The 26127-nt window shown below is 71.6% G+C and carries 16 protein-coding genes; 10 read left to right on the top strand and 6 right to left on the bottom strand.

Annotation, left to right across the window (positions count from 1 at the left end; translation table 11 throughout):
• Window positions 1-324 precede the first annotated feature (324 nt).
• The gene (gene metX, locus BMY07_RS13995) at window positions 325-1404 is read right to left on the bottom strand and encodes a homoserine O-acetyltransferase MetX (RefSeq protein ID WP_092778269.1); all 1080 of its coding nucleotides are present in this window, start codon (window positions 1402-1404) and stop codon (window positions 325-327) included.
• On the bottom strand, window positions 1401-2705 hold the full coding sequence (locus BMY07_RS13990) for a bifunctional o-acetylhomoserine/o-acetylserine sulfhydrylase (RefSeq protein WP_092778267.1): 1305 nt from the start codon (window positions 2703-2705) through the stop codon (window positions 1401-1403). Before BMY07_RS13990 ends, metX begins: the two co-directional genes overlap by 4 nt.
• A gap of 143 nt (window positions 2706-2848) precedes the next feature.
• Here BMY07_RS13990 and BMY07_RS13985 point away from each other — a divergent pair, with 143 nt between their 5' ends.
• The 10 genes from BMY07_RS13985 (at window position 2849) to BMY07_RS13940 (ending at window position 19070) form a co-directional block, all read left to right on the top strand.
• Complete coding sequence (locus tag BMY07_RS13985; RefSeq protein ID WP_092778265.1) at window positions 2849-3718, top strand: SGNH/GDSL hydrolase family protein; 870 nt, start codon at window positions 2849-2851, stop codon at window positions 3716-3718.
• Between the two features lie 55 nt (window positions 3719-3773).
• Window positions 3774-5309 (top strand): PucR family transcriptional regulator, encoded by a 1536-nt coding sequence (locus tag BMY07_RS13980; protein ID WP_092778263.1) that lies wholly within the window; start codon window positions 3774-3776, stop codon window positions 5307-5309.
• 158 nt (window positions 5310-5467) lie between these two features.
• Complete coding sequence (gene ald / locus BMY07_RS13975; RefSeq protein WP_092778261.1) at window positions 5468-6583, top strand: alanine dehydrogenase; 1116 nt, start codon at window positions 5468-5470, stop codon at window positions 6581-6583.
• 555 nt (window positions 6584-7138) lie between these two features.
• Window positions 7139-7339 (top strand): hypothetical protein, encoded by a 201-nt coding sequence (locus BMY07_RS13970; RefSeq protein WP_092778259.1) that lies wholly within the window; start codon window positions 7139-7141, stop codon window positions 7337-7339.
• A 40-nt stretch (window positions 7340-7379) separates the two neighbouring features.
• Window positions 7380-7841: a hypothetical protein gene (locus BMY07_RS13965; protein ID WP_245782368.1), complete on the top strand. Its 462-nt coding sequence runs from the start codon at window positions 7380-7382 to the stop codon at window positions 7839-7841.
• A 79-nt stretch (window positions 7842-7920) separates the two neighbouring features.
• Window positions 7921-9507, top strand: a complete 1587-nt coding sequence (locus tag BMY07_RS13960; protein ID WP_342741538.1) for an ATP-binding cassette domain-containing protein — start codon at window positions 7921-7923, stop codon at window positions 9505-9507.
• On the top strand, window positions 9507-10406 hold the full coding sequence (locus BMY07_RS13955; RefSeq protein WP_092778257.1) for a hypothetical protein: 900 nt from the start codon (window positions 9507-9509) through the stop codon (window positions 10404-10406). The genes BMY07_RS13960 and BMY07_RS13955 overlap by 1 nt, the downstream gene beginning before the upstream one ends.
• An 80-nt stretch (window positions 10407-10486) precedes the next feature.
• Window positions 10487-14245, top strand: a complete 3759-nt coding sequence (locus tag BMY07_RS13950) for an ABC transporter ATP-binding protein (protein ID WP_092778255.1) — start codon at window positions 10487-10489, stop codon at window positions 14243-14245.
• A 768-nt stretch (window positions 14246-15013) separates the two neighbouring features.
• Complete coding sequence (locus BMY07_RS13945; protein WP_092778253.1) at window positions 15014-18820, top strand: multifunctional oxoglutarate decarboxylase/oxoglutarate dehydrogenase thiamine pyrophosphate-binding subunit/dihydrolipoyllysine-residue succinyltransferase subunit; 3807 nt, start codon at window positions 15014-15016, stop codon at window positions 18818-18820.
• Window positions 18821-18890: 70 nt separating this feature from the next.
• Complete coding sequence (locus BMY07_RS13940) at window positions 18891-19070, top strand: DUF6104 family protein (protein ID WP_092778251.1); 180 nt, start codon at window positions 18891-18893, stop codon at window positions 19068-19070.
• A gap of 235 nt (window positions 19071-19305) precedes the next feature.
• Here BMY07_RS13940 and BMY07_RS13935 read toward each other — a convergent pair whose 3' ends face one another.
• From BMY07_RS13935 to BMY07_RS13920, 4 genes are all read right to left on the bottom strand, one after another.
• Window positions 19306-20448: a hypothetical protein gene (locus BMY07_RS13935; protein WP_092778249.1), complete on the bottom strand. Its 1143-nt coding sequence runs from the start codon at window positions 20446-20448 to the stop codon at window positions 19306-19308.
• The gene (locus BMY07_RS13930) at window positions 20445-21662 is read right to left on the bottom strand and encodes a proton-conducting transporter transmembrane domain-containing protein (RefSeq protein ID WP_245782367.1); all 1218 of its coding nucleotides are present in this window, start codon (window positions 21660-21662) and stop codon (window positions 20445-20447) included. The genes BMY07_RS13935 and BMY07_RS13930 overlap by 4 nt, the downstream gene beginning before the upstream one ends.
• A gap of 91 nt (window positions 21663-21753) precedes the next feature.
• Window positions 21754-24459, bottom strand: a complete 2706-nt coding sequence (locus BMY07_RS13925) for a YbcC family protein (protein ID WP_092778245.1) — start codon at window positions 24457-24459, stop codon at window positions 21754-21756.
• Window positions 24456-26075, bottom strand: a complete 1620-nt coding sequence (locus BMY07_RS13920) for a SulP family inorganic anion transporter (RefSeq protein ID WP_092778243.1) — start codon at window positions 26073-26075, stop codon at window positions 24456-24458. The genes BMY07_RS13925 and BMY07_RS13920 overlap by 4 nt, the downstream gene beginning before the upstream one ends.
• Between the last annotated feature and the right edge of the window lie 52 nt (window positions 26076-26127).

The following is a 26127-nucleotide window of genomic DNA, read 5'->3' as shown; positions in this document are numbered from 1 at the left end:
ACACGACACCACGCACAGAAACAATCTCCGATCACTCCGACACGAAGATCATCCCACACATGGCGCATCCACCGATTGAGACCAAGGGCCCCTACAACACCCGTGGCAGAACCGCAAAGCAGGGGCCCAGAAGCAGGCCCTGCCGCGTGGGCGACGCTACGGGTGCCGTTCCCCCACACAAAACAAGTCCGCCCCATCGAGCCGGCTTGGCACCAGCGACTCCGAGGAGCGTTGTTCGGCCAACGTTGCAGAGGGGCGCGTGTCGGCCGACGTCTGGGAGGGCAGGGTGGGGGCCAACGTTGTTTGGGGGTGAGCGCGGGGGGGTTAGAGGAGTTCCTTGAGCAGGGCTGAGAGTTGGGCTGTCTCGGTGAGGAAGCCGTCGTGGCCGGAGGGGGAGGTTATGGTGTGGAGGGTTTCTGCGGTGGGGATGTGGGTGGCTAGGAGTTGTTGTTGGGGTAGGGGGTAGAGGCGGTCGCTGTCTACTCCGGCTACGAGGGTTCGGGCGGTGACGCGGGAGAGGGCGGTGGGGATGCCGCCGCGACCTGCGCCGATGTCGTGGCCGTTCATGGCTTCGGTGAGCAGGACGTAGCTGGCGGCGTCGAAGCGGTGGGCCAGTTTGGCCGCGTGGTAGTCCAAATAGGACTCGATGGCGAAGCGGCCGTCCGGTTGCCGGGTTCGGCCGAAGCGGGAGGCGAGTTCGGGCTCGCTGCGGTAGGTCACGTGGGCGATGCGGCGCGCGATGCCGAGGCCGTCGACCGGGCCTGCTGGGGTGTCGTGGTAGTCGCCCTCTTGCCAGTACGGGTCTGAGCGGATGGCGTGCAGTTGCGGCGAGGCCCAGGCGATCTGCTCGGCGGAGGCGGCGGCGGGGCAGGCGAGGAGCAGGAGCGCGGCGACCCGGTCGGGCGTGGCGACGGCCCATTCCAGGGCGCGCATGCCGCCCATCGACCCGCCGAGCACAGCGGCCCAACGAGAAATGCCCAGCGCGTCGGCCAGAACCACCTCGGCGGCCACCTGCGCGCGGATCCGCACGGAAGGGAACCGGCTCCCCCAGGCGCGACCGTCCGGGGCGAGGCTCGACGGGCCGGTGGTGCCCTGGCAGCCGCCGAGGACGTTGGGGCACACCACGAAGTACCGGTCCGTGTCCACCGCACACCCCGGACCGATCAGGCCGTCCCACCACCCCTCCGTCGGGTGGCCTTCCGAGGCGGGCCCGGCGGCGTGGCTGTCGCCGGTCAGCGCGTGCTCCACGAGCACCGCGTTCGACCGGTCCGGCGCCAGCGTCCCCCAGGTCTCGTAGGCGATGCGGGCCCCCGGGACCGGACCGTCGAGCGCGACCCACTGGCGGCGCCCCGGGGGGTCCCCCTCCCGCCACGCACCGGTGGCGGGAAGGGGGGTGGTGCTCACAGTTCGGCCTTGGCGGCCCGGAAGCCTGCCTCCAGGTCCGCCTTGAGGTCCTCGAGGTTCTCGATGCCGACCGACAGCCGGACCAGGCCCGGGGTGACGCCGGAGGACAGCTGCTCCTCCTCGACCAGCTGGCTGTGGGTGGTGCTGGCCGGGTGCACGATCAGGCTGCGCACGTCGCCGATGTTGACCAGCTGGCTGAACAGCTCGGTGCCGTCGACGAACTTGCGGCCCGCCTCGACGCCGCCGCGCAGGTCGAACGAGACGATCGCACCGGCGCCGCGCGGCAGGTACTTCTGCGCCGCTGCGTGGAACGGGCTCGACGGCAGACCGGCGTAGTACACCTTCTCCACCTCGTCGCGCTGCTCCAGCCACTCGGCCAGCGCCTGGGCGTTGGCCACGTGCCGCTCGATGCGCAGCGACAGCGTCTCGATGCCCTGCAGGATCAGGAAGGCGCTGAACGGCGAGATGGACGCGCCGGTGTCGCGCAGGCCCTGGATGCGGGCCTTGGCGGCGTACGCGCCTGGGCCGAGGGCCTCCCAGTACTTGAGGCCGTGGTAGCTCGGGTCCGGCTCGGTGAAGCCGGGGAAGCGGGCCGGGTCCTTGCCGAAGTCGAAGGTGCCCGCGTCGACCAACACGCCCGCGATGGTCGTGCCGTGGCCGCCGAGGTACTTCGTGGCCGAGTGCACCACGATGTCGGCGCCGTGCTCGATCGGGCGCAGCAGGTACGGGGTGGGCACCGTGTTGTCGACGATCAGCGGCACGCCGACCTCGTGCGCGGTGTCGGCCACGGTGCGGATGTCGAGGACGTTGCTGCCCGGGTTGGCCAGGGTCTCGGCGAAGAACGCCTTGGTGTTGGGCCGCGACGCCGCGCGCCACTGCTCCGGGTCGTCCTGGTCCTGCACGAAGCTGACCTCGATGCCGAGCTTGGGCAGCGTGTAGTGGAACAGGTTGTACGTGCCGCCGTAGAGCGACGGGCTGGACACGATGTGGTCGCCAGCCACGGCGAGGTTGAGGATGGCCGCGGTGGTGGCCGCCGACCCGGAGGCGAACGCGAGCGCGGCGACGCCGCCCTCCAGCGCCGCGACGCGCTGCTCGAGCACGTCCTGGGTCGGGTTCATGATCCGGGTGTAGATGTTGCCGGGCTCGACGAGGGCGAACAGGTCGGCACCGTGCTGGCTGTCGCGGAAGACGTACGAGGTGGTCTGGTAGATCGGGGTCGCCCTGGCGCCGGTCGTCGGGTCCGGCGCGGCGCCCGCGTGGACCTGCTTGGTCTCGAACGACCAGGCGGCGGAGTCGGTCATGTTCGGTCTCCTCGGGAGTGATCGTCTAGCTGACAGCCGTATGGAGGAAGCTAGCTGCGCTGACCGGGTGCCCGGCAGGCCGTCCACAGTCTGGAATATCCGAAACGGTTGCTGATACCACTCGGCCGGGTGAGGATCGGGGCATGCGCGCCGCCGCGATGGCCCTGTCGGTGTTCCTCGTTTGCGCTGCCGCGACTCCATCGACGGCAGTGACCCCACGACCGGTGTTCCAGCACTACGTCGCACTGGGCGACTCTTACGCTGCCGGACCAGGGATCCCCGAGCAGAACGGGACACCGCCGGGGTGTGGACGTTCGTCGGCGAACTACGCGGGCAAGTTGGCGCGGTGGCTGCGTGTCACCCAGTTCACCGACGTCAGTTGCGGCGGCGCGACGACTGTGCACATGAACCAGCCGCAGCAGGTGCCCGAAGGTGAGAATCCTCCGCAATTCACGGTGCTGCGCGCCGACACCGACCTGGTGACGATCACGATCGGCGGCAACGACTTCGGTTTTGGCGAGATCCTGTCCACCTGCGCCCGGCTCGGCGCGCAGGACCCGGACGGCTCGCCGTGCCGCGACCACTACACCGCGGGCGGCGGTGACGAACTGCTCGACCGGGTCGGCCACGTAGGTGGCCTTGTCGACCGCGTGCTCGCCGAGATCAAGCAGCAGTCCCCGCACGCGACCGTCATCGTTGTCGGTTACCTCAGGATCTTGCCGCCGACCAAGGGGTGTTGGCCGCAGGTCCCCTTCGCAGCCGGGGACACCGCGTACTTCGACCGCGCGGAGAAGGCGTTGAACGTAGCGCTGGGCGAGCGGGCAAGAGCAGCCGGTGCGCGGTTCGTGAACCCTTACCCGTACTCGATCACCCACGACGCCTGCCAACCCGCGCACCGGCGCTGGGTCGAGCCGCTGCGCCCCGCCGCGCCCGCGGTGCCGATGCACCCCAACGAGGCGGGCATGACGTCGGTGGCGGGCCTGACCTGGCTCTCCGCCGCGACCGCGCGCTGACCGTCCACAGGCGACGGGCCGACTCCCGCTACCGTGACCACCTGGAGGTGGCGCGATGATCACGGTGCCCGGCGTGGTGGACCGGATGGGTCCCACGCTGCTGCGCACCGTCCACACCCCCGACCCGACGCCGGTGGTGACCGACGTGGTGATCGCCGAGGCCGCCAAGCGCACCCAGGTGTCCTCCGGGGACCTGGTGCTGGGCGTGGCCACGGCGTCCACGGCGGACGCGGTGGATCTGGTGCGCCTGTGCGGGCAGCACGGTGCCGCCGCGGTCCTGTTCAAGCCGCCGCACGCCGCCAGGACCGCCGTGCGCACCGCCGCGCAGAAGGCCCGGGTCGCCCTGGTCGAGGTGCACTCGGCGACGGCGTGGGCGCAGCTGGTGTGGCTGCTGCGCTCGGTGCTCGACGCGGCGGCGGACGAGGCGACCGACGCGCTCAACCCCGGCCCGTTCGGCGACCTGTTCCGGCTCGCCGACGCCGCGGCCGCCGTGGTGGACGCGCCGGTGACCATCGAGGACGCCAACTCCCGGGTGCTGGCCTACTCGGCCCGCCAGGACCGCACCGACCCGGCGCGGGTGTCGACGATCATGGGCCGCCGGGTGCCGGACGACGTGCTGGCCCGGTTCCGCTCGCGCGGGGTGTTCCGGGAGCTGAGCCGGGGCCGCACCGCGATCTTCGTGCCCGCGCAGAAGGACGGCACGCTGCCGCGGCTGATCGTGCCGGTGCGGATGGGCGGGGAGCTGCTCGGCTCGATGTGGGCGGTGGTGGCCGGGCCGGTCTCCGACGAGCGGGCCGCCGCGTTCGCCGACGCCGCGCCGGTGGTCGCGCTGCACCTGCTGCGGCGGCGGGCCCGCGAGGACAGCGACCGCAGGCGCTCGGCGGAGCTGGTGCGCTCGGCGCTCGACGGCACCGGCAGCGCCCGGCTGGTGGCCGCCGAGCTCGACCTCGCCGACGAGCCGCACCGGGTGGTGGCGATGGACGCGCAGGCCGACGACCCGAGGGCCGAGGGGGTGCGGCTGGCGCTGCTGGAGCGGCTGACCGAGGGCGTCGGGCGCCGGCCTGCGGTCGCCGACGTGCACGGGGTGCTCTACGCGATCGTGCCGGACGTCGCCGGGCCCGGCGGGTGGTCCGCGCTGCGCGAGGCGCTGTCGACGCCCACCGGTCCGCTGGTCGCGGCCGGGACACCGGTGCCGGTCAGCGACCTGGCCCGGTCCAGGGCCGAGGCGGACGAGGCGCTGAGCCTGCTGCGGGCCGGGCTGGTGACCGGTCCGGTGGCCGCGCACGACGACGTGTGGGCGGTCCTGGTGCTGCACCGCACCGCCGTCGCCTCGACCGGCGCAGGCGTCGCGCACGTCGGGCCGCTGGCGCTGCTGCGCTCCCGCGAGGACGCCGACTGGTACCTCGACACGCTCTACGAGTGGCTGCGCCACCCCGGAGACCCCAGGGCGGCGGCCGCGGCGCTGACCATCCACCCGAACACGCTGCGGTACCGGATGTCGCGCATCACCGCCGCGGTGGACGCCGATCTGGGCGACCCGGACACCCGGTTGGCGCTGCTCACCCAGCTCGTCGCGCTCCGCTGGAGCTGACCCGACCGGTCGGGGTAACCCGTCGGTGACTGTGCTGTGAGCACAACGGGCCGCCGCTACTCTCGGTGCCGCAGAACGATGACAGGCGCCGTGCGCTGCACGACCGTGGTACACGACACCCCAGATGGCCTAGCCACAGACCCGAGAGGACAGCCCCGGTGAAGATCGCCGTTCCCCGTGAGATCAAGAACCACGAGTACCGGGTGGCGCTGACCCCGGCAGGCGCGCACGAGCTGACCTCACGCGGCCACGACGTGTTCGTCGAGGCGGGCGCGGGCCTCGGCTCCGCCATCACCGACGAGGAGTACCTGGCCGCGGGCGCCAAGGTCCTGGCCACCGCGGACGACGTGTGGGCCGAGGGCGACCTGGTGCTCAAGGTCAAGGAGCCGATCGCGGTCGAGTACCCCCGCCTGCGCGCGGGCCAGACCCTGTTCACCTACCTGCACCTGGCCGCCGACGAGGCGCTGACCAGGGCGCTGCTGGCGGCGGGCACCACCGCGATCGCCTACGAGACCGTGCAGACCGCCAACGGCGCGCTGCCGCTGCTCGCCCCGATGTCCGAGGTGGCCGGTCGGCTGGCCCCGCAGGTCGGCGCGTTCGCGCTGATGAAGCCCTCCGGCGGCCGCGGCGTGCTGCCCGGCGGCGTCCCCGGCGTGCTGCCCGCGAAGGTCGCCGTCATCGGCGGCGGCGTGTCCGGCGTGAACGCGGCCACCATCGCGCTCGGCCTCGGCGCCGACGTCACCGTGCTCGACACCAACGTCGACCGCCTGCGCCAGCTCGACGCCCAGTTCAACGGCCGGGTGCGCACCCTGACCTCCAACCGCTACGCCGTCGAGCAGGTCGCCAAGGACGCCGACCTGGTCATCGGCGCGGTGCTGGTGCCCGGCGCGAAGGCGCCGACGCTGATCTCCAACGCGCTGGTCGCACAGATGAAGCCGGGCTCGGTGCTCGTCGACATCGCCATCGACCAGGGCGGCTGCTTCGAGGACTCGCGGCCGACCACGCACGCCGACCCGACCTACCCGGTGCACAACTCGATCTTCTACTGCGTGGCGAACATGCCGGGCGCGGTGCCCAACACCTCGACCTTCGCGCTGACCAACGTGACCCTGCCCTACGCGGTCGCGCTGGCCAACCAGGGCTGGCACAAGGCCCTGACCAGCGACGGCGCCCTCGCCCTCGGCCTCAACACGCACCAGGGCCACCTCACCAACGCCCCCGTGGCCGCGGCGCACTCGCTGCCGAGCACCCCGCTCGACACCGTCCTCGCCTAGTCGGTCGGGGGCCGCCCCCGACGCAACGACCCCAGCGCCGTTCGGACCCGGTTTCCCCCGGTGCCGATCACCACTTCGGACGGCCAACGAGGTGTACCGGCTCCCTGCGCGCAGGGATCAGGGAGCCGGTACGCCGACCTCGAACTCGGCCGAGGCGGTCAGTTGTCGTCGGCCATTCGCAATAGCAAGACCGAGGCAAATAATCGCCAACCGCGGATTGCGGAACGGACTCCGCTGGGTCCGGCGCGTGCCGCACCGTGGGGGCTCCGGGGGCTCGGCCCCCGGGAGATGAAAACGAAACAACCCCCGGCCCACGATCTCCGTGGGCACACGGGGGTGTTGTAAGGGCGGCCCGCTCGACCAGCCTGGGGGTCACTGGGAGCGGGCCACCGAGACCCAGCTTAAGCGCAATCCGCCGGCGGCGCCGCACTGGGGGGTGCGTGTCCTGATTACTTGTCGGAGGACATTGAGCCCCAACGGGTGAGAAAGCTCGCGATGGGGTGAATCCGGCGGTAGCCGCTTGGGTGGCGCTCCGGTTCGGTCGATGTTTGATCGGTGACTGAGCCTCGCTGGTGCGTCGGGTGCCACGACCCGTTCGGCAGGGACCGCGCGTTGACCGTGCTGGTCGAGGACGACCGGGTGGTGCTCGTGCCGCCGCCCGGCGCCTCCGCGGTGCTCTCCGCCCAGCAGACCCGCTCGCTCGGCCTGGTGCTCGACCAGGCGGCCGGTCGGGCGCTCGACGGCGCGGCGGGCTGATCGCGCCATGTGGCGCGCGGGCGGTGCCGACCGTGACCGGGTGGGCCGTGACCGGGCGGGCGCCGACGACGCCGACAGCGCCAGAACCGGGGACACGGGCGAGCCGCTGCGCGCCGCCGTGCTGCGCCGGTTGGCCCTGCTGGACGAAGCGGCCGGGTCCGCCGACGCGTCCACGCTGCTCCCCCTGGCCCGCGCGGAGATCAGCAGGCTCGCCGACGGGTGGCGGCTGCTGCTGACGGTCCACCAGCCCGACGAGGAGGGCCGCTGCGAGGCGTGCCCGGCCGGTCTGCGCGGCAAGCGGTGGCCGTGCCAGGTGTGGCGGATGGCGCACGAGCACCTGATCGGCGAGGGCGTGCCGCACCGGGAGCGCAAGCTGCCGCTGCGCAACCCGTTCGCCAGGCAGGCCAGGCTGGTCCCGCCGGAGTCCCCGTGCGAGGTGACCGACCGGATACCCGTCGTGCGCGACGACTCCCCAGGAGAACAGCACGCTGACGCGGGGTGACCTCGCGGTCCGCGCACGGTGAACGGTTCGGGCAGTCGGGGCGACTTTGTCGGCCGCGACCCCACGGGCCGGGGTGGGCATGGGGCAAGATGTCCGCCACGACGGGGCCGGCGAGCTGGAGGAGCCTGTGCAGGACGGCAGTGGTCGCATCGTGGTGCGCGGCCTGACCAAGAACTTCGGCCATGTGGCCGCGGTCCAGAACCTGAGCTTCCAGGTGGAGCCGGGCTCGGTGACCGGGTTCCTCGGGCCGAACGGCGCCGGGAAGACGACAACGCTGCGGATGCTGTTGGGGCTGGTGAACCCGTCCTCGGGTGAGGCGACCATCAACGGCCAGCCGTTCCACCGGCTCGGCAACCCGGGGCGGGTGGTCGGCGCGGTGCTGGAGGCCCAGGGCTTCCACCCCAAGCGCACGGCCATCAACCACCTGCGGGTCTACACGGCCGCGATGGGCCTGCCCGACCAGCGCGCGATGGAAGTGCTGATGCTGGTCGGCCTCGGCGGGGCGGCCAACCGCAAGGCAGGCGGGTTCTCGCTGGGCATGAAGCAGCGGCTGGCGCTGGCCACCGCGCTGCTGGGCGACCCGCAGGTGCTGGTGCTCGACGAACCGGCCAACGGGCTGGACCCGGAGGGCATCGCGTGGCTGCGCACCTTCCTCAAGTCCTTCGCCGCGACCGGGCGGACGGTGCTGATCTCCAGCCACCTGCTGGCCGAGGTCGAGCAGACCATCGACCAGGTGGTGATCGTCAGCCGCGGCCAGACGGTGTACTACGGCAGCGTCGAGGACCTGCGCCGCTCGCAGCAGAGCCGGGTGCTGGTGCAGCCAGCCGACGCCCAGGCGCTGGCCGCCGCGCTGCAGGAGGCCGGGCACACCTCGGTCACGCTGCTGCCGGACGGCAGGCTCGCGGTGGTCGACGCGACCGTGCAGCAGGTCGGTGACATCGCCTCCAAGGCGGGCATCGCGCTGTACGGGGTGCAGGAGGAGCAGGCCGACCTCGAGCAGCTGTTCTTCCGGCTGACGAGCGGTCAGTGGAGTGCGCAGGGGTACGCGCCGCCCGGGTTCGACAGCGGGCAGCAGGTGTCGGGCTTCGGCGCGCCGCAGTCGGCTCCGCAGGCGCCCCAGTACGGGGGTTACCCGCAGCAGCAGGTGCCGCAGCAGCAGGCACCGCAGTACGGCGGGTACCAGGCCGCGCCGCAGTTCCAGCAGCCTTCGCCCTACCAGCAGCAGGCGGGGTACCCGCAGCAGACCGGTGGGTTCCAGCAGCCTGGCCTGCCCGGAGCTCCCGGCGTGCCCGGTGCTCCTGGTGTGCCTCAGCAGGGTTATCCCCAGCAGGCGCCGGTGGACCCGTACCAGGCGCAGTACCAGCAGCAGTCGCCCTACCAGGCGCCGCAGCCCACTTCGCCGTACCAGCCACCTGTCGCCGCTGCTCCTACCGCTCCGGTAGAGCAGCCGCCGAGCGCGTTGTCCGAAGAGCAGCCGACCCAGGCCACGACCCCAGAGGTCAAGCCCGTCGAGGTAGCACCGGCACCGCCGCCCCCGGACGTACCGGATCCGACCACGCCGGACGCACCCGCCAGCGACACAACCGGCAGTGACACACCCGCTAGCGACACACCCAACAACGAGGCTCCCGGCCAGGGCTCGACGGGCGAGGGGGGCAAGGCCTGATGGGCGACTTGATCTCGGCGGAGTTCCGCAAGATCCTCACCACCAAGCTGTGGTGGGCGCTGCTCATCCCGGCGCTGGTGATGGCGTTCCTGGTCGCGTGGGGCTGGTCCGCGCTGGCCACCGACGCGGCCGACAGCCTGGCCAACGACTCGGTGTTCGCCAGGTTCCGGGTGCCCATCGACGAGATCTCCTGGTCGGTGATCGCGCTGACCAGGGCGATCAACCTGTCGTCGATCTTCCCGATGGTCTTCGGCGCGCTGGCGATCTCCTCGGAGCTGCGGCACCGGACGATCACCACCACGTTCCTGACCGGGCCGACCAGGGCCGCGGTGCTCGGCGCGAAGGGCATCACCTACGTCATCTGGGGCCTGATCTACGGCGTCGCGGTGGCGTTGCTGGTCAGCGCGGGCACGGCGACCGGGGCGACGAGCAACTACCTGCCCGAGGGCAAGCAGTGGTTCCTGATCCTGCTCGCCGGGATCATCCAGATCGTGCTGTGGACCCTGGTCGGGGTCGGTGTCGGCGCGCTGATCGGCTCGACCACCGGGTCCGTGGTGATCCTGCTGGTCTACTCGCTGATCATCGGCCCGGTCAGCGAGCTGCTGCTGGCGGGCACGGACGTGCCGAACCTGGCGGGCGTCATGCTCAACGGCTCGGCGAACGGGTTGACCGGGTCGACCGCGAGCGCGCTGCTGTTCGACCAGATCCAGGGCATCGTGCTGGGCGCGGGCGGCTCGATCGACGCCGAGACCGAGGACCGGATCGAGACGGTGGTGCGGGCCGCGGCAGGCGCGCCGGGTGCGTTCTCGCTGTGGGTGAGCGGGCTGATCTTCCTGGCCTGGACGGCCGCGCTGTTCGGCGCCGGTCTGGCCCGCAACGCCAAGCGCGACATCACCTGAGTCATCCACAACCCCCTGGGTTGTGCACAGGCCGAGGCCGCTCTCCCCCCGGAGGGCGGCCTCGTGCTTAGGCTGGCCGGGTGACGACATCCCCCGGCTGGATCCGCCGACTCAGCAGCGCCTGCTGGCGACACCGCGCCCTGGTGCTGTCCGCCCTGGCCGCCTCGGTGGTCGGCGTCGGCTTCCAGGCCGTCGGGCCGCTGCTGGTCAAGTTCGTGATCGACAACGCCGTGGCCGGGCACACGGTGGGGCTGGGCTGGCTGGTCGCCGGGCTGGTCGGGCTGGAGGTGCTGACCTTCGCCAGCGCGTTCCTGCGCCGGTACCTGGGCGGCAGGCTGGCCCTGGACGTGCAGCACGACCTGCGCCAGGCGGTGTTCCGCGCGGTGCAGCGGCTCGACGGCGGCAAGCAGGACGCGCTGCGCACCGGGCAGGTGGTGTCCCGCTCGATCACCGACCTGCAGCTGGTGCAGGGGCTGCTGATGATGGTGCCGCTGTCGGTCGGCACGGTGGTGTTCGCGGTGCTGGCGCTGGGCGCGATGCTGTGGCTCTCGCCGCTGCTGACCGTGGTCGCGCTGGTGGTGACGCCGGTGGTCGCGGTGGTGGCCGCGCGGAGCAGGACGCGGCTGTTCCCGGCGACGTGGTCGGCGCAGCAGAGCGCTGCCGACGTGGCGCAGCAGGTGGAGGAGACCGTCACCGGGGTCCGCGTGGTGAAGGGGTTCGGCCAAGAGGCCAGGGAGGTCACGCGGCTGGAGCGGGCGGCGCGGCGGCTCTACGCGGAGCGGATGCGCAGTGCGCGGATCACCTCGCGGCCCGCGGCGACCCTGGTGGCGATGCCCGCGGCCGGGCAGGTGGCGGTGCTGGCGCTCGGCGGGTACATGGCGCTGCGCGGTCAGGTCACCCTGGGCACGTTCCTGGCCTTCGCCGGGTACGTGGCGAACCTGGTGGGGCCGACCAGGATGCTGGCCGGGCTGCTGGTGAACGCGCAGCTGGCCAGGGCCGGGGTGGAGCGGGTCTACGAACTGGTCGACTCGCAGCCGGACGTGACCGAGAAGCCGGACGCGGTGGCGGTGCCCGCGGGTCCGGTCTCGGTGGAGCTCGACGACGTGCGGTTCGGGTACACGCGCAGCGAGCCGGTGCTCGACGGGGTGAGCCTGCGGATCTCTCCCGGGGAGACGTTGGCGCTGGTGGGGACGGCGGGGTCCGGCAAGTCGACGGTGTCGCTGCTGCTGCCCCGGTTCTACGACGTGCAGTCCGGTGCCATCCGGATCGGCGGGGTCGACCTGCGCGACCTGCGGTTGGCGTCGTTGCGCGGCACGGTCGGGGTGGTGTTCGAGGAGGCGTTCCTGTTCTCGGACTCGGTGCGGGCGAACATCGCCTACGGCAGGCCGGACGCGACGGCGGCGGACGTGGAGGCGGCCGCGCGGGCGGCGCAGGCGCACGAGTTCATCACCGCGCTGCCCGAGGGGTACGACACGGTGGTCGGTGAACGCGGGTTGACGCTGTCCGGCGGGCAGCGCCAACGGGTGGCGTTGGCCAGGGCACTGCTGTCGGACCCGAGGGTGCTGGTGCTCGACGACGCGACCTCGGCGGTGGACACGCTGACCGAGTCGGCCATCCACGACACGCTGCGCGCGGTGACGGCGGAGCGGACGACGCTGCTGATCGCGCACCGCCGGTCGACGCTGGCGCTGGCGGACCGGATCGCGGTGCTCGACGGCGGCACGGTGGTCGACGTCGGCACGCACGCGGAGCTGACCGGGCGGTGCGACCTGTACCGGGCGCTGCTGGCCGGGCCGGGCGAGGCGATCGAGGAGCCGGGGGGCGCGGTCGCGGCTGCGCCGGGGCCGGACGGGATCACGGCGGCGCTGTGGCCGGAGACCGCGCCGGACGCGCCGGTGGCGGTACGGACCGCGCAGCAGGCGATCGGGGCGCCCGGTGGTCGGGGTGGGCGCATGGGCGGGGGCACGAGCGCGGCGCTGAGCGGGATACCGGCGACCGAGGACCTGCTGGCCCGGGTGCAGGCCCTGCCGCCCGCCGTGGAGGAGCCCCAGCTGCGCGGGGAGGACCCGACGGCGCCCGATCCGGGGTTCCGGCTGCGGGGGCTGTTGCGGCCCGCGCGGTGGGCGTTGGCCGTGGTGCTCGGGCTGGTGGTGCTCGACTCGGTGACGGCGGTGGCGATGCCCGCGCTGTTCCGGCAGGGGATCGACGAGGGCGTGCTGACCGGGGCGGTGAGCACGCTGGTGCTGGTCACGGTGCTCGCGGCCGGGTTGGTCGTGGTGATGTGGCTGAACACGGCAGTGACGACGGTGCTGACCGCGCGCGTCGGGGAGCGGTTGCTCTACCTGCTCCGGATGCGCAGTTACGCCCACCTGCAACGGCTCGGGTTGGACTACTACGAGCGCGAGCTGGCCGGTCGGATCATGACCAGGATGACGACCGACGTGGACGCGTTGTCGACGTTCCTGCAGACCGGGCTGACGACAGCGGTGGCCAGCGTGGTGACGGTGGTCGCGGTGACGGTGGCGCTGCTGGTGACCGACCTGTCGCTGGCGCTGGTCGCGCTGGCCGCGGTGCCGGTGCTGGTGGTGGCGACCGTGGTCTTCCAGCGGCTGGCGTCCTCGGCGTACACGCAGGCCAGGGAGGAGGTCAGCGCGGTCAACGCGGACATGCAGGAGAACGTGACCGGGTTGCGGGTCGCGCAGGCGTACACCCGCGAGGAGGTGTCGGCGCGGCGGTTCGCCGAGCGCAGCGACGCCTACCGGCGGACCAGGCTGCGGGCGCAGCGCTACATCTCGACGTACTTCCCGTTCGTGACGATGCTGTCCGGGCTCGGGCAGGCCGCGGTGCTGGTGGTCGGCGCGAACCGGGTGGCGACCGGGGACCTGAGCCCCGGCGTGCTGCTGGCGTTCCTGCTGTACCTGGGGCTGTTCTTCTCGCCGGTGCAGCAGCTCTCGACCGTGTTCGACGGGTACCAGCAGGCCAGGGTCGGGTTGCGCCGGATCGCCGACCTGCTGCGCACGCCGACCTCGGTGGTGCCGCCCGCGGACCCGGCGCCGGTGCCCGAGCGGTTCCGCGGGGAGGTCGAGCTGCGCGATGTCACCTTCACGTACCCGGGCGCGGACCGGCCCGCGGTGTCGGGGCTGTCGCTGCGGGTGCCCGCCGGGTCGACGGTCGCGCTGGTGGGGGCCACCGGGGCGGGCAAGTCGACGGTGGTCAAGCTGATCGCCCGGTTCTACGACCCGACCGGGGGTGCGGTGCTGGTCGACGGGGTCGACCTGCGGTCGTACACGCCCTCGGACTACCGGTCCCGCCTCGGCGTCGTTCCCCAGGAGGCCCACCTGTTCACCGGCGACGTGGCCCGCAACGTCGCCTACGGCCGCCCCGACTCCACCCCGGCCACCATCGAGTCCGCCACCCGCGACGTCGGCGCCCTCCCCATGGTCACCACCCTCACCAACGGCTTCCGCCACCCCGTCGGCGAACGCGGCCAGGGCCTGTCCGCGGGCCAACGCCAACTCATCGCCCTAGCCCGCGCCGAACTCGTCTCCCCCGACATCCTCCTGCTCGACGAGGCCACCGCCGCCCTGGACCCCGCCACCGAATCCGCCGTCCTGCGCGCCAGCCAACACCTCACCGCCCACCGCACCACCTTCGTAGTAGCCCACCGCCTGGCCACCGCCGCCCAAGCCGACCACATAGTCGTCCTCGCCAACGGCCGCATCGTCGAACAAGGCCCCCACTCCACCCTCCTCACCGCCAACGGCCCCTACGCCCGCCTCTGGCACCAGGGCACCCTCGACCCCACCACCCCGCCCCCCACCCTCAACCCCACCCACTAGCCCACCCCGTCACTCATCGACATCGGCCACGCCTCGGAGAAGGTGCGTTGAGGCCAACACTCCTGAGGGCACTGCGGGTCCAACACCCATCGTTGGCCCCAACGCACCCCTCACAGACGTTGGTCTAAACGCACCCCTCGACAACGTTGGCCCCAACGCGCCCGCTACAGCTGTTGGTCCACACGCGCCCCTCTGCAACGTTGGCCGAACAACGCTCCTCGGAGTCGCTGGTGCCAACTGCTCGATGGGGCGGACTTGTTTTGTGTGGGGGAACGGCACCCGTAGCGTCGCCCACGCGGCAGGGCCTGCTTTTCGGCCCCTGCTTTGTGGTTCTGCCCGGGTGTCGTAGGGGCCCCGCGCAAAACAAGTTCGCCCCATCGAGCTAGTTCGTAAATCGCGCCCCACCGCAATGCCGAAGGCGAGCCGTCAACCGTCGACGGCGCAGCCGAGACCGAGAGCCGAACGCCCGACCGCTCGCCTTCCACTCCCAGCAGCGTGGCGTCCGGATCAAGACCATTCAGCGACCGTTCGCCGATCACTCAGTGGGGTGAACAGGGTGGGAACAGTTGCCCACAGAGTGGACGGGCGGACCACAGCGGACAGCGACTTACCCCACATGATCGGTTACTCAACCGATACAGTTGGCGGCACCACACATGAGGTGCGCCACGGCCGGTTGGTTGAGTGACCACCGTCCTGACCGGGGGACTAGCCTGACGGGGAGTGTGTTCAAGTCGAGATCGAGATGGATAGAGGCGAGAGCCAGCCGTGTCCAGCAGCAGCCCTGCGTCACAGTTCGGTGCGAACGAGTGGCTCGTCGAGGAGATGTACGAGCAGTTCCTCGCGGACCCTTCGTCGGTAGACCCCGCGTGGCACGACTTCTTCGCGGACTACAAGCCAACACCGCGAGCAGCGACCCAGGGGGCCGCTCAGGCCAAGACCGCGGCCGACACCGGTGCCGCGAAGGCGAAGGCCGAGGCCGCCGCACCGGCGAACAGTGCCACCACCACCGCGAGCGCGGCGACCAAGGGCGCGAACGCGACCAACGCCGCGGGCGCCACCAAGACCGCCGCGCCCCCCGCCAAGCCAGCGTCCGGCAACGGCAGGCCCACGACGTCGCCCGCGACCGCCGCCGCGGCGCCCGCGAAGTCGGCTGAGGCCGTCGCGCCCGCGAACAACAAGAACCCGGCCAAGCCGCCGCAGCCGCCCGTGTCCTCCGGTGAGGAGGAGCGCAAGCCGCTGCGCGGTGCCGCCGCCGCGATCGCGAAGAACATGAACGCGTCGCTGTCGCTGCCGACCGCGACCAGCGTGCGCGCGGTCCCGGCGAAGCTGCTGGCCGACAACCGCATCGTGATCAACAACCACCTGAAGCGGACCAGGGGCGGGAAGGTCTCCTTCACCCACCTGATCGGCTACGCCATGCTCAGGGCGCTCGAGGCGTACCCGAACATGAACCGGCACTACACCGAGGCGGACGGCAAGCCGCAGGGGGTCACCCCGGCGCACGTCAACCTGGGCCTGGCGATCGACCTGCCGGGCAAGGACGGCACCCGCAACCTGGTGGTGGCCTCCATCAAGGGCTGCGAGGGGATGTCCTTCCAGCAGTTCTGGCAGGCCTACGAGGACCTGATCCGCAAGGCCCGCGGCGGCTCGCTCACCGCGGACGACTTCGCGGGCACCACGATCTCGCTGACCAACCCCGGCGGCATCGGCACCAACCACTCGGTGCCGCGGCTCTCGGTCGGCCAGGGCGCGATCCTGGGCGTCGGCGCGATGGAGTACCCGGCACCGTTCCAGGGCGCCAGCGAGAAGACGCTCATCGAGATGGGCATCAGCAAGATCATCACGCTGACCTCCACCTACGACCACCGGATCATCCAGGGCGCCGAGTCCGGCGAGTTCCTGCGCGAGATCCACCACCTGCTGCTGGGTGAGGACGGGTTCTACGACGACATCTTCACCTCGCTGCGGATCCCCTACGAGCCGATCCGCTGGACCGAGGACATCTCCGAGGGCCCGGTCGACAAGACCGCGCGGGTGATCGGCCTGATCGACGCCTACCGCACCCGCGGCCACCTGATGGCCGACACCGACCCGCTGAACTACCGGCAGCGCAAGCACGAGGACCTCGACGTCCGCTCGCACGGGTTGACCCTGTGGGACCTCGACCGCGAGTTCCCGGTCGGCGGGTTCGCGGGCAAAGAGCGGATGAAGCTGCGCGACGTGCTCGGCGTGCTGCGCGACTCGTACTGCCGCACCGTCGGCGTGGAGTACACCTACATCCTCGACCCGGCCGAGCGGCGCTGGATCCAGGAGCGGGTCGAGGTCGCGCACGAGAAGCCCGCCGCGGCGGTGCAGAAGTACGTGCTGAGCAAGCTCAACGCGGCCGAGGCGTTCGAGACGTTCCTGCAGACCAAGTACGTGGGGCAGAAGCGGTTCTCGCTCGAGGGCGGCGAGTCGGTCATCCCGCTGCTGGACACGCTGCTGGACAAGGCGGCCGAGTACGAGCTCGACGAGGTCGTCATCGGCATGCCGCACCGCGGTCGGCTCAACGTGCTGGCCAACATCGTCGGCAAGCCGATCTCGCAGATCTTCCAGGAGTTCGAGGGCAACCTCGACCCGGGCCAGGCGCACGGTTCCGGTGACGTGAAGTACCACCTGGGCGCCGAGGGCAAGTACTTCCGGATGTTCGGCGACGGGGAGACCCGGGTGTCGCTGACGGCGAACCCGTCGCACCTGGAGACCGTCGACCCGGTGCTCGAGGGCATCGTGCGGGCCAAGCAGGACCTGCTGGACAAGGGCGACGAGAGCGGCGTCGGGTTCTCCGTGCTGCCGGTCGCGCTGCACGGCGACGCCGCGTTCGCCGGTCAGGGCGTGGTCGCCGAGACGCTGAACCTGGCGTTGCTGCGCGGCTACCGCACCGGCGGCACCGTGCACGTGGTCATCAACAACCAGGTCGGGTTCACCACCGCGCCGGAGCACTCGCGCTCCTCGCAGTACGCGACCGACGTGGCGAAGATGATCCAGGCGCCGGTGTTCCACGTGAACGGCGACGACCCGGAGGCGTGCTACTGGGTGGCGCGGCTGGCGATGGACTACCGGCAGACGTTCAACAAGGACGTCGTGGTCGACCTGGTCTGCTACCGCCGCCGCGGCCACAACGAGGGCGACGACCCCTCGATGACCCAGCCGGGCATGTACGACATCATCGACACCAAGCGCAGTGTCCGGAAGGGCTACACCGAGGCGCTGATCGGCCGCGGTGACATCTCGGTCGAGGAGGCTGAGAAGGCGCTGCGGGACTTCTCCAGCCAGCTCGAGCACGTGTTCAACGAGGTGCGGGAGCTGGAGAAGCACCCGATCTCGCCGAGCCCGTCGGTGGAGCGCGACCAGCAGGTCCCGGCGAAGCTGTCGACCGGCGTGGACCGCTCGGTGCTCGAGCGCATCGCCGACGCGCACGTGATGCTGCCGGACGGGTTCACCGTGCACCCCAGGGTCAAGCCGGTGCTGGAGCGCCGCGAGAAGATGGCCCGCGAGGGTGGCATCGACTGGGCGTTCGGCGAGCTGCTGGCGTTCGGGTCGCTGACCCTGGAGGGCCGCTCGGTGCGGCTGGCCGGTCAGGACTCGCGCCGCGGCACCTTCACCCAGCGGCACGCCGCGGTGATCGACCGCAAGTCCGGCCGCGAGTACCTGCCGCTGCAGAACCTGTCCGAGGACCAGGGCAAGTTCATGGTCTACGACTCGGCGCTCTCGGAGTACGCGGCGCTGGGCTTCGAGTACGGCTACTCGGTGGCCAACCCGGACGCGCTGGTGCTGTGGGAGGCGCAGTTCGGCGACTTCGTCAACGGCGCCCAGTCGGTGATCGACGAGTACATCTCCTCGTCGGAGGCCAAGTGGGGCCAGGTGTCCGATGTGGTGGTGCTGCTGCCGCACGGGCACGAGGGCCAGGGTCCCGACCACACCTCGGGCCGCATCGAGCGCTGGCTGCAGCTGTGCGCCGAGGGCTCGATGACCGTCTCGGTGCCGTCGACCCCGGCGAACTACTTCCACCTGCTGCGCCGCCACGCCCTCGACGGCGTGCAGCGCCCGCTGGTGGTGTTCACCCCGAAGTCCATGCTGCGCAACAAGGCCGCGGTCTCCCCGGTCGAGGACTTCATCGACGACACCCGCTTCGAGTCGATCATCGACGACCCGACCAGGCCGGACCCGGCCGGGGTGCGCAAGATCCTGTTCGTCTCCGGCAAGCTGTACTACGAGCTGGCCGCCGAGCAGGCCAAGCGCGGCATCACCGATGTGGCGGTGGTCCGGGTCGAGCAGCTGTACCCGGTGCCGCAGCGCAAGATCGGCGCCATCTTCGACCGCTACCCGAACGCCGCCGACATCCGCTGGGTGCAGGAGGAACCGGCCAACCAGGGTTCCTGGCCGTTCTACGGCCTGGCGCTGCCGGAACTGTTCCCGGACCGCGTCACCCGCATCACCCGCGTCTCCCGCCGCCCCATGTCCGCCCCGTCGGCGGGGTCGAGCAAGGTGCACGAGCTGGAGCAGCGTTCCCTGATCGAGAAGGCCTTCGAGTAAAGACCCGTTCGCTCGTCGGGGCCGCCGGTTTCACCCCCGGCGGCCCCGCCGCATTCCAAGGACTCCCCCTGTGTACTTCACCGACCGCGGCATCGAAGAACTCGAAACCCGCCGAGGCGAGGAAGAGGTAACCCTCGCCTGGCTGGCCGACCGCATGCGCGCCTTCGTCGACAACAACCCCGAATTCGAAACCGCCACCGAACGCCTGGCCACCTTCCTAGCCCGCGACGACGACGACATCGAGGACTAGTACCGGCGAAGAGGGATTCGTCGGGTGAGGTGTACGTCGGGCGGCGGTTTCGATGCCGGTGATGGTCGCCTCCTGGGGTCAGGCGCTTGCCCAGGTGGGGAGTGGCTCGCGCGTCAAGACCCAGTGGGGCGGTCACGACGGCGATGGCGCCCGCGACGGCCTCGGGGTGGGTGTGCGTGACCGTGGCGGACAGACCAGTCCGGTGGAGCGGATTCTCCGCTCCACCGGACCGTGGTCAGGTCACCAGGGAGAGCAGGCCGGGTGCCAAGCCGACCACCACTAGTACCGCCATGGTGACCACTACGGCGTAGTTCTCCAGCGGGGTGAGGTCGCGTTCTCCGTCGACCACTCGGCGGCGGGTGAACAGGCCCAGGAAGCCGCGCAGGACCGCGATTCCGGCCACCGACAGCGCGATCACGACCACGACGGCGATCGGGGTGGCGACCGCGTGCGGCAGGTGGTGGCCTTCGGCAAACCCTGCCAGGAGCGGGAATCCGGCGAGTGACAGGCCGAAGACCAGGTAGGCCACGGCGAGTCTCGGCGTCGCCGCGAAGTCGCCGCCGTCGTGGACGGACAGGGATTCGCGGCGGGCGGCCAGGGCGCCGACGGTCATCGCGAGCCCGGCGGCGGCGAGGGTGCCGACGAGCCAGGACGCGCCGGTGATGACCAGGGCGTTCGCGGTGATCAGCAGGTACGCCAGGCCGCGGCGGCCGTCGTCGGACGCGGCCGCGAAGACCGCCGCGGTGAGTGCCGTGACCGCGCCGATCGCCGTGAGGACCACAGTGGACGGTTCGAGCAGCACGACCGGCGCCGCCTGGTAAGCGACGACGACGCCCATGGGGGTGCGGTCGACGAAGCGCGGGAACCAGGCGTGCGCGGGGAAGGCGGCCATGCGGACCACCACCCCGGCCGCGAGCAGGACCGTCCCGACAGGACCGGGGAGCACGGCGCCGATGATCAGCAGGAGCGCGCCGGGGAACTGGTAGCGCGCGAAGAGCCGGTCACCGGACCAGACGAGGTAGGTGCCCAGCGCCAGCAGCGCCGCCTCGACCACCGCGTACCGGAACGCGAGAAGTCCACATGCGACGGCGAACAACCTCGCCGCCAGCACCGGCGCCGCCCCCTCCACCGGGCTCATCGCGGCGACCAGCAGTCCGGCCAGGCTGATCACCAGGCACCCGACGGCACCCGCCCCCGCGCTGACCGGCCCGGCCAGCGGCGCCTCGGGAAGCGCCATCGCGACCGCCGACACCCCCACCGCCACCGAAGCCGTCCACGTGGCCGCCCGCCTGGCCTGCCGCGGATCCACCACCCGCCCAACAACAACAGCGCCGACCAGCCACACGAGCACAACAGCCAACGGCCCCAACGCGATCACCTCGCCACCGCCTGTCTGTCGGTGGCGATCGCGTGGGTCCAGCGGGCTTCGGCGGCGGCCGCGCGGTTGACTGCGCGGACCAGGGTGCCGAGAACGCGGTCGACCAGGAAGGCGTCGATGTAGCCGCGTTCCAGGGCGAAGCGGTAGAGCCAGGTTCGGAGGGCGGTGGGCAGGACGCGCTCGAAGTGGCGGCCGGTGTCGGGGACTGGGGTTCCTAGGGATTGTTCGAGGTGGTGGTGGTCGTGCAGGAGGCTGGGTGAGCGCAGGATCTGGCCGCTGCGCAGGACGGCGTGGGTGAGCAGGTGGACTAGGGCGAGGACGTGCCAGCCGAGGCCGACCTCGACCAGGACCAGGGCGATCTGGGTCATCGACGCGTACGCGAGGCTGCTCTTGATGTCGGTCTGCGCGCGGCCGACCAGGGTCGCGTACAGGGCCGTGACCACCCCGACCGCGATGACCACCGGGCCGCCGATCCCGTTGCGCAGCAACAGGTACGGGCCGAGGCTCACCGAGATCGCGCCGTAGCAGATCGCGCTGGACGGGGTTGGGCCCTCCATCGCGCGCGGGAGCCAGCCGCCGAGGGGGAACTGCGCCGACTTGCCGAGCACGGCCCACACCAGCAGCAATCCGATCACCGTGTGGCCTGCCCCGTGGTGCTCGGCAACCACGGCACCGACCAGCCCGATATCGCTGACCCGGTACGTGATGAACGCCCGCAACCCACCCGCGACCGGCCCCGGCCGGTGGTGGAAGAACGCGATGAGCAGCGCGGACGCCAACCCGGCGAGTTCCCACCCGACCACGAGCAGGTCCAGCGTCCCGGCCAGCACCACGAGCTGCACGGCCGCGACGAACAGGGCCAGCAGCAGGTAGAACCGGCGGTAGCCGGGGTCCCGGTGCAGGTACCGCTGCGAGAACGCCCCGATCAGGCACCCCAGCAGCCCGCACAACACCACCATCGGCACCGACAGCCAGTCGGCCCGGAGCCGAACCGGGAATCCGGAGAACCAGGACCCCAGCGACACCAGTACCGGACCGTCCACAACGCACACAACAGCGAGCGCGACCCCGAGGAGCCCGGACAGCGCAGCAGATCCGACCACGAGCCCGGAAAACACCCGCTCCCGCCACCCTTGCCCACACCACAACGCGACCGCCAGCACCAGGAACGTCACCAACGGAACCCCGGCGGCAGCAACGACCAAGACGCTCACCGGACCTCCCACACGGCCGGTCCACGCGCAGCCCATCCACCAGCCGACATGCCCATCGGGGGCAACAAAGCAGCGGTGGTACCTCGGCCGTTCACCTCGCGTCCTGGGCAGCGGCGAGGATCGGGACTGGTAGATCCACGCCGGCCAGCACGTGTGCGCACCCCAGGTGCCCGCGTTCGCCCGCGTACACCTCCACCGACCGGGAAACGACCGGGAATTCCGTCATCTCCGGTACGTGGGGCTGGAAGGTCCCGTCCTGGAACAGGAACATCGCGTCGTCCTCAGGGACCCACGCCACGAGTTGGATCCACCCGTTGCCCACGAGCCGTGCGAGGACCGGGTTGGCGGACAGGATGGCGGCAAGCCGGGCAGGAGTGGCCTCGACGACCAACAGCAACCGCACTGGTTCGTGGATCTCGACCATCTGCCAAGGAAGTCCCGTGCGCAGGTCGGAGGCGTGGCCGTCCATCACGCCGAGCAGTCCGGTGATGTTGTGGGGCAGCTTGGTTCCGCACCCGTACCTGGCCGGGTCGACGTAGCTGAAGTAGTACTCCAGGTTGATGCCCGCGCACACCGGGCCGACCGCCTGTAGCAGCGATGTCAGCAAGGCGTCGTCGGTGTCCGCGGCAGGGTCGTACGACACCAGGAACGCGCGGCGGTCCAGGTACAGGCCCCGCGTCAACGATCGTCGACCAACCACGCACACCGCGTTCGTGGCGTGCCCGTACTCGGGTCGCGGTTGGCCGAGGTCGACCGCGTGGGTCTCGGCCTCGGCCAGGGCATCGGCCAGGGCGAGGTCCGGCGGTGCGGTTTCGAAGCGGCGGCACCGTTCGTGGGCGGCGAGGACGCAGGCCTGGGCCAGGGAGTCCTTGGCCCGGGTCAGGTCCACCTCGAAGCGGGCGGGGACCAGGTCCTCGTCGAAGTAGGTCATCGAGTCGTCGCACGTGTTGTGGTACGACCCGACGAACCAGGTGTCGTCCGGGAGGCCGAGGATCGCGCGGACCTCCGGGTGGTTGGCCATCGCGGCGAAAGCGCGGGCGTTGGGGCCGCCGCGGCCGCCACCTGTCGCGCCGCAGTCGTGGGCGGACTCGTGCGGGTTGTTCATGCTGGACGACCCGTGGCCGACCAGCAGCACGATCGGCGCAGGGGCCGCCAGCACACCGGTCGTGCGCAGGACCGTGCCGACGATGCCCGCCATTTCCTCGACGGTGTAACCGATGTCGAGCCGTGTGACCGGGTGCGGCCCGTCGAGCCGGTGCGACCACCGTTGCGCCAGACGGGGGAACAGGCACCGGCCGATCAGGGACGTCAGCCCCACAGCCCCCAGCGCGAGGCTGACGACCCCGCCCCGAGCCAGCGTCCGGCTGCCGACACCGACGTGATGGCTCCAGCCGCCGCGGACCCGGCGCAGCACCCCGCGCGCAGGTGCGACCGGTCGTTCGACGACGTCGTGCGTCGGCGTGACCACGACAGGGCACAGTGGACGCGGCCGGACGTCGTGCACGCCCTGGTAGTTCATCGCCACCCCGAAGAAGCCCGCGAAACCGAAGGTCTGCGCGGCCGGGGTGTTCTCCTCCAGGTGCCTGCGCAAGGACTCCTCGCGCTCGTCGATGCAGAACACCGCCTGGAACCCGACCACCGAGGCGTCCGAAGTAGACAGACGCTGGTGCGCGGCGAGCCCGTCGAGGACGCCGACCCGGTGCCTGCGCTCGTAAGCGGCGTGCAGCAACCGACGCCGCTGCAAGCCGTCGCAGTCCTCGACCAGTGCCAGCCACGCCGCCGGGTCCGGCGTCGGGTCGACGTCCATCAGCTCGGCCAGGACGAACGCCTCGTAGGCGAGTTCGACGTCCGGCCGCGCGGTGACCTCCACGACCGGCCCGCGGCCCGGGTGCTCGGCCAGGACGTGCCGCAGCGCGAAGACGTCCAGGGTCAGCTGCACCGCGAGGTAGTCCACCAGCCGGGCCGGTGGCGCGGCGACCGGGGCGCGGTCGGGCCGCACCTCGAACTGCCGCACCATGCCCGCCCAGCCGCGCAGCGACAGCAGCGTGGCCAGGATCGCCTCGCCCCAGTCGGCCTCCGGGACCGCCAGCTCGGCCAGCGCCCACGCCACCGTGCGCTCGGCGTCCCACCGCTCCTGGTCGCGCAGGGTCGCGACCAGGCCACGGAGGAACCGGTCCGGCGGTCCGCCCGCCTTCCCGTAGAGCGCCCGGAACGCGGCGAGCAGGCCGCGGTCGCGCTCGGGCATCGGCCAGTACGCCACGCCCTGGTCGAGGAACGCGGCGGTGAGCCGGATCAACACCGGGTGCACCAAGGCATCCGGGTCGACGCCGGTCTCGGCGCGCACTCGATCAGTCGGACGCGGCGTGGGATCAGCGGTCGGCACCACGCGGGGTGCCGCCGCCAGCAGCGCCGACCAGGTCGGCCCCAGGTCACCGGCCTCGGCGACGACCCACCGCAGCGCGGGACCGCGCGGTACGTCGAGCAACCGCCGGAGCCGGGCGACGTGGAACTCGCGCCGCGTCGGCCCACCCGGCACGACCGGCACGCCGTCGTCCGGGACCTGCGCGACCACCACGGCCAGCAGGTCGGCGTCGGTGATCCGCCCCTGCTCGACGTACCCGTGCAGCTCCTGCTCGCTCGGGAAGGGTTCGGCGCCGAACAGAGCGCCCGCCCGGACCACGGCGTCGTGGAAGGGCAAGTCCTCGAAGGCGTGCAACGTGTTGTGGTGCACGAAGGTCTGCAACGGCCCCTGCTGCGGCAGCAGTTCGGCGGCCCGCTCGACGAGGGACTCGATCATGACCGCCGCCTGCGGCGCAGCGCCTGCGGGTGCGCGGAGACCGGGTCGAGCCGGTCGAGGCCCTCGACCCGCAGGGTGGCCCCCGGCAGCTCCTTGGCCAGCTGGTCGAGCCTGGTCAGGAAGGTGTGGTCGACGACGGCGGCGTCCGCCACGTCCACCACGACCTCCGTGACGCCGTCGCCGTTCTTGGTGATCGCGCGGCGCAACGGCAGCAGGGCGGGGAACACCGCGGCGCCGGGCACCCTGATCCGCAGCACGTCGCCGTCCCTGGTGACCTCGGGGCGGGGCCGCAGGAACGCGGTCAGCGGGACGCCGCGCGCCAGGTGCAGCACGATCTTGAGCGCCAGCCCCGCGGCGACGCCGACGAGCAGGTCGGTGGCGAGGGTGACGATGAGCGTGGTCAGGAACAGCAGCAGCTGGTCCCAGCCGATCTTGCCGACGTGCGCGATCTCGCGCGGGTTGGCCAGCCGGAACCCGGTGTAGACGAGCATCGCGGCCAGCGCGGCCAGCGGGATGGTCTGCACCAGGCCGGGGATGAGCGCGACGAACAGCAGCAGGATGGCGCCGTGGCAGACGTTGGACCAGCGGGTCTTGGCGCCCGCGTCCAGGTTCGCCTTGCTGCGCACGATCTCCGAGATCATCGGCAGGCCGCCGATGAGCGCCGAGGTCAGGTTGCCCGCGCCGATGGCGAACAGGTCCCGGTTGAGGTCCGATGGCCGCTTGGCCGGGTCCATCGAGTCGACCGCCAGCACGGTCAGCGTGGACTCGATGGTGCCGATCAGCGCGAACATCGCCACGTACTGCAGCGAGGTGCCGCTGAAGACCTGGGAGAAGTCCGGGAAGGTGATCGCGTCGAGCACGGAACCGGGCAGCCGCACCAGGAACTCGGGGCCGAGGTGGTGGGGTGCGTCGGCGAAGCGGTAGTCGTGCGGGCTCGACAGGTGCAGCCACAGCCCGATCGGGATCGCCACGGCGAGCACGACCAGCGGCGCGGGCACCGACTTGCTCCACCGCGCGCGCACCAGCGGCAACCCGAAGAGGATGAGCAGGGCGATGACGCCGATCAGCACGATCAGCGGGTTGGCGTGCGCGACGCTGTGCGGGATCTCGGCGAGCAGGCCGAGCGGGGTGTCCGCGGTCGGCTTCACGCCCAGCACGACGTGCGCCTGCTTGGCGATGATGATGACGCCGATGGCGGCGAGCATGCCGTGCACCACCGAGGGCGACATGGCCACGCCGATGCCCGCGGCCCGGACCGCGGCGAACAGGATCTGGATGACCGCGGCGACCACGCCGACCGCCAGCGCCCGCCGGTACCCGGCGACGGCGTCACCCTGGCCCAGGTCGTGCACGGCGCCGACGGCGATGACGATCAGCCCGGCCGCGGGTCCCTTGATGGTCAGCGGCGCGCCGCCGAGCAGACCGCCGAGTATGCCGCCGACGATGGCCGTCAGCACACCGGCGACGGGGGGAAAACCGCTGGCCAGGGCGATGCCGAGGCACAGCGGCAACGCGATGAGCGAGACCAGGAAACCGGACTTGACGTCACCAAGCGGAAAGCGGCGTCTGGCCGGGTCCGCCGTGCCGGAAACCGGCGCTTCGGTTTGTTCGGACATCGTGAATTCCTCGTTCTTCGGGCGCGACAGGGGCGCCTGCGTCGAATTCCGA

The organism is Actinokineospora terrae, assembly GCF_900111175.1.
Taxonomy (GTDB): domain Bacteria; phylum Actinomycetota; class Actinomycetes; order Mycobacteriales; family Pseudonocardiaceae; genus Actinokineospora; species Actinokineospora terrae.
Note: the sequence above shows the minus strand (reverse complement) of the source record. Positions and strands in the feature narration are given on the sequence as shown.

Coding starts and splice junctions, on each gene's coding strand:
- BMY07_RS13990 (WP_092778267.1), bottom strand. CDS start 2,705: ATGACCGACTCCGCCGCCTGGTCGTTCGAGACCAAGCAGGTCCACGCG.
- BMY07_RS13955 (WP_092778257.1), top strand. CDS start 9,507: ATGGGCGACTTGATCTCGGCGGAGTTCCGCAAGATCCTCACCACCAAG.
- BMY07_RS13985 (WP_092778265.1), top strand. CDS start 2,849: ATGCGCGCCGCCGCGATGGCCCTGTCGGTGTTCCTCGTTTGCGCTGCC.
- BMY07_RS13925 (WP_092778245.1), bottom strand. CDS start 24,459: ATGATCGAGTCCCTCGTCGAGCGGGCCGCCGAACTGCTGCCGCAGCAG.
- BMY07_RS13980 (WP_092778263.1), top strand. CDS start 3,774: ATGATCACGGTGCCCGGCGTGGTGGACCGGATGGGTCCCACGCTGCTG.
- BMY07_RS13960 (WP_342741538.1), top strand. CDS start 7,921: ATGGGGCAAGATGTCCGCCACGACGGGGCCGGCGAGCTGGAGGAGCCT.
- BMY07_RS13920 (WP_092778243.1), bottom strand. CDS start 26,075: ATGTCCGAACAAACCGAAGCGCCGGTTTCCGGCACGGCGGACCCGGCC.